General features: G+C 50.7%; 8 protein-coding genes. 3 read left to right on the top strand and 5 right to left on the bottom strand.

Annotation, left to right across the window (positions count from 1 at the left end; all coding sequences use genetic code 11):
• Positions 1–40: 40 nt before the first annotated feature.
• Both AC4GL5_RS12385 and AC4GL5_RS12380 read right to left on the bottom strand, forming a co-directional pair.
• Positions 41–811 carry a hypothetical protein gene (locus AC4GL5_RS12385; protein ID WP_490383100.1) on the bottom strand — a complete coding sequence of 257 codons (771 nt, stop codon included), beginning with the start codon at positions 809–811 and terminating at the stop codon, positions 41–43.
• A 596-nt stretch (positions 812–1,407) separates the two neighbouring features.
• Entirely contained in the window at positions 1,408–4,962 is a 3,555-nt protein-coding gene (locus AC4GL5_RS12380) for a 2-oxoacid:acceptor oxidoreductase family protein (RefSeq protein WP_490383099.1), read from the bottom strand.
• Positions 4,963–5,402: 440 nt separating this feature from the next.
• On the opposite strand from AC4GL5_RS12380, the gene AC4GL5_RS12375 reads away from it, so the two are divergent.
• A complete protein-coding gene (locus AC4GL5_RS12375) occupies positions 5,403–6,941 on the top strand; it encodes an aminotransferase-like domain-containing protein (protein WP_490383098.1) in 1,539 nt (512 codons plus the stop codon).
• 200 nt (positions 6,942–7,141) lie between these two features.
• On the opposite strand, the gene cysS is transcribed toward AC4GL5_RS12375, so the two are convergent.
• From cysS to AC4GL5_RS12360, 3 genes are all read right to left on the bottom strand, one after another.
• Complete coding sequence (gene cysS, locus AC4GL5_RS12370) at positions 7,142–8,527, bottom strand: cysteine--tRNA ligase (protein ID WP_490383097.1); 1,386 nt, start codon at positions 8,525–8,527, stop codon at positions 7,142–7,144.
• Positions 8,528–8,532: 5 nt separating this feature from the next.
• On the bottom strand, positions 8,533–10,215 hold the full coding sequence (locus AC4GL5_RS12365; protein ID WP_490383096.1) for a glutamine--tRNA ligase/YqeY domain fusion protein: 1,683 nt from the start codon (positions 10,213–10,215) through the stop codon (positions 8,533–8,535).
• A 69-nt stretch (positions 10,216–10,284) separates the two neighbouring features.
• A complete protein-coding gene (locus AC4GL5_RS12360) occupies positions 10,285–10,410 on the bottom strand; it encodes a hypothetical protein (RefSeq protein WP_490383095.1) in 126 nt (41 codons plus the stop codon).
• Positions 10,411–10,490: 80 nt separating this feature from the next.
• Here AC4GL5_RS12360 and AC4GL5_RS12355 point away from each other — a divergent pair, with 80 nt between their 5' ends.
• Both AC4GL5_RS12355 and AC4GL5_RS12350 read left to right on the top strand, forming a co-directional pair.
• Positions 10,491–10,988, top strand: coding sequence for a peptidylprolyl isomerase (locus AC4GL5_RS12355; protein ID WP_490383094.1), 498 nt, complete (start codon positions 10,491–10,493; stop codon positions 10,986–10,988).
• A gap of 145 nt (positions 10,989–11,133) precedes the next feature.
• Positions 11,134–11,661 (top strand): UDP-2,3-diacylglucosamine diphosphatase (locus AC4GL5_RS12350; protein WP_490383093.1); only part of this gene is annotated, 528 nt, incomplete at its 3' end.

Raw genomic sequence — 11,661 nt, 5'->3', positions numbered from 1 at the left:
CGACGGTTACGTGGATCTGTAAGTAATGGGTGACACAGAACTATGAACACCCTCGGCAAGTCTGGCTAATATAACTTTGCTGATACGCCTGCCTGATTGGGTATAAAAATGTGTCAGCTTGCAAATATTTCGCTGTTAAAGAATAGAAAATTGAACGGTTGGCAAGCCAAACTAAAGACGCTACGAAAGCTTTAATCGCGCCTGATGCCTCTCCACTTGATGTTCCATCCCCCCATTTAGCCCCAGGTACTTTGTATCCTTTCCTAATCGGATTTCCAAACCGATCAACTAGTTCGACATTACCACTAGTTCTCTTCCCGGCATCACTGGCATCACCGAGTTCAGCAAATATTGAGGCGGCGATATTTCCATATTTATCAAATTCTTGCGGATTGTCAGAAAGGCTCTTAAGTGTGAGATGATAAACACTTGAGCTAATATCCCATGTGCACACAATGTGCGTCTGTAGAAGTTCAATTAGCTTCTTAAAATCATCGTTTACGAACTCCCCACCTTGGAGTTTTGGTTGCAGTTGATTTGCTTTAGCTGTAGCGGTGGCTTCAATTTCATCTAAATTGAAGTCAGATTTAGTGAGGAACGTTATATCAGGGAAAGAAGCAATTCTTGCGTCACGATGAGCAGGAATATAATCATCTACTGCTACCAGTCTGTCATAAAACAGAATGGCTTGGATGTAATTCTCAAAAGCAACAATATCAGTGTCGACAGAGTCCCTTGACTTAGTCAAGACTTGTCCTGTCAACCTTTGAACAGCAGTTAATGTCGAATTATCGATCAATGCGTAAGCCAATTTATTCCCTCAATTTCCGACAAGCTCTAACAGCTTAATATCAGGCATGTGCGTTTTGCCGATTTCAATATACCGACAAGATCAGGGGAAAGGTTTTGATAAGAAAGGAAAAATCCATTTTCTGATCTGACCGCCTCCCTGCTAAACGCGCATGCGCGTTATCACAAATAAGCAGGCACCTGTTATTCCGCGCCTGCTTTCCATAATTCATTGATTTTGCAGCTTATCCAATTCCGGCACACCGGTAAACCGCGCATTAAGTCGGACAAACCGAGCACGATTTTAGGAAAAACCGCAAATATACTGTATATAGACACAGAAACCGATCCAGTCTAAATACAAACCTGAACCCCCAGTTTCTGACAAATCCCAACTTTCAGGCATAAAAAAACCCCGCCATGTGGCGGGGTGAAAATGCAGAGTTCAGCAAGAGAGCTGAATTGATACGGTGAGTGCTAAACCCCGTACCACGGCAGAACAGGACTGCCGTTCCTAACAACAAACGATTCCTTCCCTTTCGGCTAGTCAGGGAAAGCAGATTCCGCCGGTGGTTTTACTGCGGAGGAGGAGTAAAACCACCGGAATGATCCGCCAGCTTATGGCTGGTGGATCTGCACGGCTGGAATCTGTTGTCCATCAGCAGCCTGGGCTTTCTTACCACCCTGGCCTTTGCTGGACGAAGACAGATCTGAGAACACCTTCTCTGCCTTCTCATACCGCACCTGGCGATATCCTTTGATGTTATCCAGTCGTACCAGTGCTTTGCGCTGGTCGTCAGTGATCGTTGGTACAACCTCTAACAGTTCACGACGGATACGGTGTGCAATCTCATGCTCGCGGGCATGAACTTTAGCCTGTGCTTTACGCAACCAACGCTGATGACGGAAGGCTTTCAGCATCCAGTTCTTCGGTGAGAACTCGAAGGCAAAGCGACGATCAAACAGGTCAAACTCAGGACGGTTGAGGTGTTTAATCTCAAAACCGGTACCCAGATGTTTGTAGGCTGCTTCGTCACGGGCTTTCTTAACCGGCGACACCATCAGGTGTGCGGTAAAGACTTCGTCTTTGATCCAGTACGTCTTGGTCAGTGCACGCAGAGCGATACGCTGCAGCGCGATATCGGAGTAAAGCGTTGCCACTTTCTCAGCATCGGCGATAAAGGCATCCAGTGATGCATCACGGTCATACACCACGATGTCGTGGATGTAGTTCGCCAGATGATCACGCTCGATCTCAGGGAAGATACCCTGCAGACGGCTCAGGCCATCATCGTACAGTTTGATCAGCTGATCTTTGTTCTCAAACAGACCGGCGCTGTCGGCCACACTGTTACGGAAGGCAGAAACCATCTGTCCGTCAGTCGCTTCTGCGTTGAACGGCAGGAACTCGTTACGGAAGGCTTCAACGCCCATCTCAACAACACGACGACCCAGTTCAAAGGCTTTCCAGTTGTTGTCGAATTCTGCTTTCGGTACACCACGACGGAAAGCATCGCGCATGTTCTCTTCAGTAAACGGCAGCATGCCTTTCTGGTACGCCACACCCAGCAGTACAGCAGAAGCGTAAACGCTCTTACCCAGCTGACGGTGAGCAACCGCTTTCATCGGGCTGAAGAAGGCGCGATCTTTCAGTTTCTCGTCGATGACTTCACGCAGTTTTTCCGCTTTCAGTACATCGTGCTCTTCGCCGTAATCCAGCAGGATCGACAGCGGAATCTGGAACTCTTCGTCCAGCAGCGCCTGACCGTGTGGTGCCAGGAAGTTCAGCGCCGCACTACCGTCCAGCAGATCCGGTGACAGTACCAGATCCGCAGTACCCATCGGGGTGATGGCGCTGGCAGATTTCTCGCGGTTAAAGATACTCAGGTGACCGGTTACACGACCGTTACGCTGAGCCAGACCTTTCTGGTCCATAAACTTAAAGTCGAGACCGTTAAGGCCGTTCATCTCTTCGGCGGCTTCAGCCAGTACACGGGAAATAGTGGTCACACCGGAACCACCCACACCGGTAATCACAACACGCCAGTCCTGACCGTCCAGAATATCCTCGAAGGCTTTGCTGCGATCCGGCTCAGGCAGTGCGCCTTTAGCGACATGAGGCTGCGCGGCGTCTTCGGCTTGCTGATAACGGGTCGGGTGATAGTTGATCACATCAACCTGCTCGAAGCTCGGACACGCCAGAATTTTGGAACAGTAACCATCAGACACACAGATCTGAGGGTCGATAAACATTTTCGGACCGTAGGCATCTTCGGTCTGAGACAGACCCGGGCAACCGGTCATCTCAACACAGGCACGGCAATCTTCACAGGCAGAGGTGTTGATCTGGAAGAAGGTCTGTACCGGCTTGGTTTCACCCGCGCCAAAGATCTTACGGTCTTCACGCTTCTTACGTGCGGCAAAGGTCAGGCCACACTCTTTGTCAGAAACGATCACCTTGGTACCCGGTTTCTTCACCAGATGCTTCAGCATGTTGCGGTAGAAGTAACGGTCGGATGGGTTCACCTCGATCGCTTCATCAACGCCCATACCGCGTACCAAATTCAGCATATCCTGCTCAGGACGCTTACGGCCTTCAACAGACTGGCCGGTACTTGGCGACATCTGGTGGCCGGTCATAGCGGTAAAGTCGTTATCCAGCACGATATAGGTGATGTTGTGACCCAGCTGTACCGAGTTGGAGATCGCACTCAGACCGGAGTGGAAGAAGGTGGAGTCACCCATCAGCACCACGGACGGGTTGGTGGAGAACAGGTCCATACCGGCACCGAACGCACCACCCTGCCCCATCGCAGAGATATCGTGCATCTCTTTGAACGGTTCCAGGAACGACAGAGAGTAACAACCTACGTCACCGTGGGAGATCAGGTTGATACCGTCTTCCTCTTTAAACACCTTACGCAGCTCTTTCAGCAGACTTAGGGTTTCACGGTGCGGACAGCCCGGACAGAAAGTTGGCAGACGCATCGGCAGCGCCTGATCCAGTTTGATCAGCTCAGGTTGCTTCTGTTGGCACGGACGCAGACCCAAAAGCCCCATCAGCTCATCCAGTTTGCTGCGCAGAATCTCGTAAGAAATACCGCCATCCGCCGGGAAGCCTTCGATCACCTTTTCACTACCGCTGACGCGATCAGCAAACTCTTTACCGTAGATGTGAACCTTAACGCCGTGTTCCTGACACAGGTGGATCAGCTCGTTCTCAAGGAAGCCACGCTTCTCTTCAACAACCACCAGCGTATCCAGCTTCTGCAGCCAAGGCACCAGCAGGTCATCCACCAGAGGATAAGAACAGGCCACTTTGTACAGTGAGAAGTCATCCAGATAGTGCTCTTCCTGCATGATCTGACGCAGGGTTTCAAAAACAACACCAGAGGAGATAAAGCCGACTTTGCTGTCCGCGTTACCAAACTGACGATCCAGCGCCAGCTCTTTCAGCACTTTCTTCGCTTTCGGGAAACGCTCGCGGATCAGACGCTGGTCTGCACCCAGAGAGTTAGGTGGCACCATCACACTGGCGGCCAGATCGAAGGTGCTTGGGTCAAAGTCGGTCAGGGTGTTCGGTACTTCGGACATTTCGCCCATTTCAACACGACCACCGCCTTCGGCGATAAAGGTCGTTACCAGAACACCGGCATACAGGGATGAGCGCTGAGACAGTGTCAGAGCGTGTGCGATCCAGTCCTTCAGCTCCTGCGGCGTGGAAGGCTCAAGGAATGGCATGTGCAGGTGTTTAAACAGATAACGGGAGTCCGCCGCTGTTGCGGTAGACATCGACCAGGGATCATCACCCACAACCACAACAACGCCGGAGTGTACGGATTCACCGGTTTCAGGATCGATATAAGGCTGACCCGGGTTCGCAAAGTTACCCACGGACAGGGCATCAGATGCCACATGCAGCCCCATGGACTTCATGCCGACCATCACGTTACGGCCTGCCTGTTTAGCGCCACCGGCCATGGCCGCTGCGTTGGCTTCGGTATTACCCAGAGCAACACGGATACCTTTGTCATGCAGTTCACTCTTACGGGCATGCAGAATGTTAAAATAATCCGCCAGTGGAGAACCAGGGTATCCGGTGTAGAGCGAGAAGCCCGCTTCTAAACCACCTTCAATAATCAGTTCGTTACCGTTCAGAATTTTATAAGTCATGACCTTGCCTTATCGTTGTTCTTAGCCGATACCGCCGGTGTTTTGCCGGTGCCGACTGGTAGTGGTCAAAGAGCAGATCTCAGTCTGTGGGGGCTGTTTCATCCCACAATCACGGTGACTGATGCAGTGTGTCTGCCTTTATATTTTTGATGAGGACAATTGTGGTCAATAACAGTTGAAGCTTGCAGGGCTAGTTTTTGCAGATTTAAGCAGTACAGTTTCAAAAAAAAGCAACTGTACTGCTTAATCTGACGTAAACTGTAATGGTTCAACGTGTTACAAATACGTTAGGATAAGATCAAATTAAGGTAACACTTTAATGATAGCTACGCACCGGATCAGCCTATAACAGCAGGCAACACCCAATAAGCTCTGACCGGTTATTACCCCTGCTTTTCATGATGGGGAAAACAATAAAAAATGAAGACTGCACCCTTTTTATGACACAGCCACCTTCCCAAAACTCAACACTGTACCAACAGATTGCTGACGAGCTGGCACGCCAGATTACAGAAGGCATTTTTCAGCCGGGGGATAAACTGCCCTCTATCCGTAAGCTAAGCCAGCAGCGCTCTGTCAGTATCGCAACCATCCAAAGCGCCTATGAGCAGTTAGAACTGCAACACCTGATTGAGTCACGACCTCAGTCCGGTTTTTATGTGCGCCAGCCGGTGACACCCTCTTATGGCGGTACACATTCTGAGAAATCCGGCATTAGCCGTATGGTCTCCCCGTTCAGCTCGACTTTTGAGTCCGGTACAGCGCACTCCTGCGATCTGCCGACACCGGATCAGCAGACCGATCTGAGCCTGCCCACCGCTGTGAGCATCAAACAATCTGCCAGTGAGGTGTTGCGCCGCTGTCAGCAGCCGGAGCTGATCAATCTGGGTACGGCGATTCCCAGCCCCGACTTTCTGCCGGTTAAGCAGCTGCAGCGTATTATGGGCAGTCTGGTGCGCAAGCGTATGGATGAGGTGGTGGTATCGGTTTTCCCGCCGGGGCTTGAGGAGCTACGCAACCAGATCGCCAAGCGTATGGCAGAATCCGGCTGTCATGTGGCGGCCAGTGAGATTGTCATCACCAACGGCTGTCAGGAGGCGCTGACCCTCTGCCTGCGCGCCGTGGCACAACCCGGTGATGTGATCGCCATTGAAAGCCCTGCCTTTGTTGGCCTGCTGCAGACCATTGAATCATTAGGTATGAAGGCGCTGGAGATTCCGACCCATCCCCAGAAGGGCATCAGTCTGGAAGCGTTACAACTGGCATTACAGCAGTGGCCGGTGAAAGCGGTGGCGTTAGTACCTACTCACAATAACCCGCTGGGTTTTACCATGCCGGATCAGCATCGCCGTGATCTGCTGGAGCTGTTAAAGCCGTTGAGTATTCCGGTGATTGAGGATGATCTGTTTGGTGATCTGGATTACTCCGGCAACCGGACACCGGCGATCAAAGCCTACGATGAAGACGGATTGGTGCTGTACTGCTCATCGGTTTCCAAATCCATCGCCTCCGGTTTACGGGTGGGCTGGGTTTCCGGTGGTCGTTATCAGCAGCAGATTGAGTTTCTGAAGTCCTTTAGCAGTGTCGGCACCTCCACCCTCAGCCAGATGGCGGTGGCGGAGTTTATGGCCAACGGCGGGTACGACCGCCATCTGCGCCGGATTCAGGCGGCATACGCCCGACAGGTACAGCTGATGGGCGAAGCGATCAGCCGCTGGTTCCCGGAAGGCACGACCCTGACCCGTCCTATGGGCGGGTATATTCTCTGGGTCGGATTACCGGGTAAGGTGGATACCTTTCAGCTGCACCATCAGGCGCTGGAACAGGGTATCGGCATTATGCCGGGCAAGCTCTTTTCCGCCCATGATTATTACCAGAACTTTCTGCGGGTAAACTGTGCGATCCCTTGGAATGAACAGGTTGAAGAGGCGATCCGCACGTTAGGCGAACTGGCAAGACAGCTGCCCGCAAGTAGCTGACCTCACTGCATCGACTCAGCAAGAGAGTAGAGCGTAATTTCACTGGGTACGCTTCAGATAAGTAACCATTACATTTCTCCAGTTTAGGGTAGGAAATGTGTCAACCTTATTCAGGACGGGACAGTCGGCACAAAAAAGGGGATGCCAATCGGCATCCCCTTTTTTATTTCCGACCTGTTTTTTACAAGCCTAGCGGCGAATTATTCGCGCACCCAACTGGTTCCTTCACGGGAATCCTTCAGAATAATCCCCTGCTCCGCCAGCGCATCACGAATACGGTCTGACTCAGCAAAGTCTTTATTCTTGCGGGCTTGCTTACGGGCTTCGATCTGGGCTTCGATATACTCTTCCGTCAGACCACCACTTTGTGGCTCGCCTTTAAGGAAAGCATCCGCATCCTGCCAGAACAGCCCCAGCACATCACCAAACAAGCGAAGCGTACCTGCAAGCTGGGCAGCTGCTGCCACATCACCTTCTTTCTTGGCAATATTCAGATGCTTCGCCAGATCAAACAGCACTGCGAAAGCCTCTGCCGTATTGAAGTCATCATCCATCGCCGCCTTAAAGCGCTCAACCCACTCACCTTCCGGCTTAACATCTACCGCTTCAACCCCCTGCAGCGCAGTGTAGAAACGCTCCAGCGACTGACGCGCAGATTTCAGGCCATCTTCAGAGTAGTTAATCGGGCTGCGGTAATGACTGGACAACAGGAAGTAACGCACCACTTCCGGATTGTACTTATCCAGCACCTCGCGGATCGTGAAAAAATTACCCAATGATTTGGACATCTTCTCCTGATCAACACGCACCGCACCGGCATGCATCCAGGTATTGGCGTAAGTTTCACCGGTAGCCGCTTCCGACTGAGCAATTTCATTCTCATGATGCGGGAACGGCAGATCCGGACCACCACCATGAATATCAAAATGATTACCCAAGCAGCAGGTGGACATCGCCGAGCACTCAATATGCCAGCCGGGACGACCTTTACCCCACGGCGAATCCCAGCTCACCTCACCCTCTTTTGCTGCCTTCCAGAGCACAAAATCCATTGGATTTTCTTTTGCATCCTGAACATCAACACGGGCACCAGCCTGCATATCGTCAAGATTACGATTGGTCAGCTTACCGTAGCCTTCAAACTTATTGACGCGGTAATAGACATCACCGTTATCAGCCGCATAGGCAAAGCCTTTCTCAACAAGGGTCTGCACCATATCCAGAATATCCTGCATATGATGAGTCGCGCGAGGCTCATGATCCGGGCGCAACACATTCAGACGATCCTCGTCCTCATGCATCGCCTGAATCATACGTTCCGTCAGTGCATCAACCGGCTCATTATTCTCACCGGCACGACGGATAATTTTGTCATCAACGTCAGTGATGTTGCGCACGTAGTTCACATCGTAACCACGATGACGCAGATAACGGGTAATCATATCGAAACCCACCATCACCCGGGCATGGCCAATATGGCACAGGTCATAAACCGTAATACCACAGACATACATGCGTACCTTATTCGCATCAATCGGTGTAAAAACCTCTTTCTTGCGCGTCATGGTGTTGTAGATCTGTAACATCCCGCTTATCCCTTCTTCTGAATTTTTGCCCAGCTGTCCTTCAGGCCAACTGTTTTGTTGAATACCAGCTTGTCATCCTGACCATGTTCGAAACGATCGGCGCAGAAGTAACCCACACGCTCAAACTGGAAACGATCTTCCGGTGCTGACGTCAACAGGCTTGGCTCACAGTAACCTGTCGTCACTTGCAGAGATTCCGGATTGATATGTTCCAGGAAGTTCACCTCTTTATTACTGTCAGGGCTAGGATCAGTAAACAGGTTCTCATAAAGACGAACTTCAGCCGGAACCGCATGCGGCTCAGAAACCCAGTGAATCACACCCTTCACTTTACGACCTTCCGGGTTTTTGCCCAGCGTCTCAGGGTCATAAGTACACAGCAGCTCGACAACCTCACCCTGCTCGTTTTTGATCACCTCTTCGCACTTAATCACATAAGAGTTACGCAGACGCACCTCTTTACCCTCAGTCAGACGGAAGAATTTCTTCGGCGCATCTTCCATAAAGTCGTCTGAATCGATCAGCAGGGTGCGGCTGAACGGGATAGTACGCTCACCCATCGCTTCATTAGCCGGATGAGATGGCACAACAAACTCTTCAACCTGATCTTCCGGGTAGTTGGTGATAGTGACCTTAATCGGATTCAGCACACACATCGCACGGGGTGCATTTTCTTCCAGGTCGGCACGCAGCGCATGATAGAGCATCGCGACATCAACAACGCCATCACTACGGGTTACACCAACCATGTCACAGAACTTGCGCAGAGACGCCGGGGTATAGCCACGGCGACGAAGGCCTGCCAGTGTTGGCATACGCGGATCATCCCAACCTGCAACATGACCTTCATCCACCAGCTGCTTCAGCTTACGCTTACTGGTCACCGTGTAGTTCAGGTTAAGACGGGAGAATTCGATCTGTTTCGGCTGAGACGGCACCGGCAGATTCTCGATAAACCAGTTATACAGCGGACGGTGATCTTCAAACTCCAGCGTACAGATAGAGTGCGTCACACCTTCAATCGCATCGGACTGACCATGGGCAAAATCATAGCTTGGGTAGATGCACCACTTATCACCGGTCTGATGGTGATGAGCGCGGCGGATACGATACAGAATCGGATCACGCAGATTGATATTCGGAGCCGACATATCGATCTTGGCACGCAGGACCTTGCTGCCATCGTCAAACTCACCGGCGCGCATACGTTCAAACAGATCAAGGTTTTCTTCAACAGAACGGTCACGGAACGGACTGTCTTTACCCGCTTCGGTCAGCGTACCGCGATATTCACGCATCTGTTCAGCGTTCAGCTCACAAACGTAGGCTTTACCCGCTTTGATCAGCTCAACGGCATAAGCGAAAAGCTGATCGAAGTATTCAGAGGTAAAACGAATATTACCGGCCCACTGAAAACCCAACCACTCAACATCAGCTTTAATGGAATCGATGTACTCCTGACTCTCTTTCTCAGGGTTGGTGTCGTCAAAACGCAGATTACAGCCACCATCAAAGTGCTCAGCCAGGCCAAAGTTCAGACAGATCGACTTAGCGTGGCCGATATGCAGATAACCATTTGGCTCAGGAGGGAAACGGGTCGTAATTTGCTCATACTGACCTGCAGCCAGCTCTTCCTGAATCAATGTACGAATAAAATTAGGTGCAGGTGTGTTTTCAGTGTTGCTCATAATCTTTAGCAAATCTCTGAGTAATCGCGTGAATTTCGTTAGGCGTAACGCCCATTCTAAACTGTCTACTTAGCGGTAAGGTGACTCAGTGCCTGATGGCCGCCAAAACACTTCAGCGGCACGAACCGTTTCCGGTAACGCCTGATTCTTTTGCCAAACACGCAAAAGCGCTATTATAGCGTTACGGTGGGTCATTAAGCCATCCTGTTTAACATATCAAACACGCGGTTAATGCATCTAAGCACGCTGATTAAACAAAGAGATAAGGTCATACCATGATTGTTCTGCACACCAACTTCGGTGACATCAAAATCGAACTGAACTACGAAAAAGCGCCGATCACTGCGAAAAACTTTGAAGAGTACGTGACCAGCGGCCACTACAACGGCACCATTTTCCACCGCGTGATTAACGGCTTTATGGTTCAGGGCGGCGGTTTTGACGCTGACATGCAACAAAAAGAAACAAACGACCCGATTGAAAACGAAGCAGACAACGGCCTGTCTAACGACACCGGCACACTGGCGATGGCCCGCACCATGGATCCTCACTCTGCTTCAGCTCAGTTTTTTATCAACGTTGCGGACAACACCTTCCTGAACCACACCAGTAAAGATATGCAGGGCTGGGGCTACTGCGTATTTGGTAAGGTTGTAGAAGGCATGGAAGTGGTTAATCAGATCAAAGAGGTTAAGACCACCTCTAAAGCGGGTCACCAGGATGTTCCTGCTGAAGCCGTTATTATAGAGTCTGCCGAACTGATCGAAGAGTAAAATCTCACATCACTCAGCACTATAGCTCTTAACCTTAAGAGCTATCTTAAAGGGTCGTTCATTCGGCCCTTTTTGCTATTCAGGGTTTACGCCACCGGCAAATCACCTATCACTGACCGAGCCTCAACCACACAGATGCGATGCTATGAAACAACTTTTTATATCTGATCTTCATCTGAAAGAGATCCACCACCCCGTTACCAAAGCCTTTTTTGCTTTCATCGAGCAAAAAGCCCCTGAAGCAGACGAGCTTTATATACTGGGTGATTTTTTTGAATACTGGATCGGCGATGATGCAGATAATGAGCTGAGCCAAAAAGTAGCCAACAAACTAGCTGAACTGAGAAGCAGCAATAACACCGCCATTTTCTTTATGGTGGGCAACAGGGATTTCCTGCTGGGTAAAAGCTATTGCCATCAGGCTGGCATGACCCTTATTGAAGAACCCTACAAACTGCCGGGTTCAGAGATCGTGCTCTGCCACGGCGATGCCGAGTGCATCGACGATGTGGAATATCAGAAAGTACGCCAGATGCTGCGCAATCCTCAATGGCAGCAAGCCTTCCTCGGCAAATCGATTCAGGAACGTATCGCCTTCGCCGAACAGGCCCGAGCGCAAAGCCAGGAACATCAGGAAGGCGATGAGTACAGCGATCTTGATGACAACACTGTA

This window comes from Oceanospirillum sp. (genome assembly GCF_982874595.1).
This window is presented reverse-complemented; position numbering and strand designations above follow the sequence as displayed.

Coding starts and splice junctions, on each gene's coding strand:
- AC4GL5_RS12380 (WP_490383099.1), bottom strand. CDS start 4,962: ATGACTTATAAAATTCTGAACGGTAACGAACTGATTATTGAAGGTGGT.
- AC4GL5_RS12375 (WP_490383098.1), top strand. CDS start 5,403: ATGACACAGCCACCTTCCCAAAACTCAACACTGTACCAACAGATTGCT.
- cysS (WP_490383097.1), bottom strand. CDS start 8,527: ATGTTACAGATCTACAACACCATGACGCGCAAGAAAGAGGTTTTTACA.
- AC4GL5_RS12365 (WP_490383096.1), bottom strand. CDS start 10,215: ATGAGCAACACTGAAAACACACCTGCACCTAATTTTATTCGTACATTG.
- AC4GL5_RS12360 (WP_490383095.1), bottom strand. CDS start 10,410: ATGACCCACCGTAACGCTATAATAGCGCTTTTGCGTGTTTGGCAAAAG.
- AC4GL5_RS12355 (WP_490383094.1), top strand. CDS start 10,491: ATGATTGTTCTGCACACCAACTTCGGTGACATCAAAATCGAACTGAAC.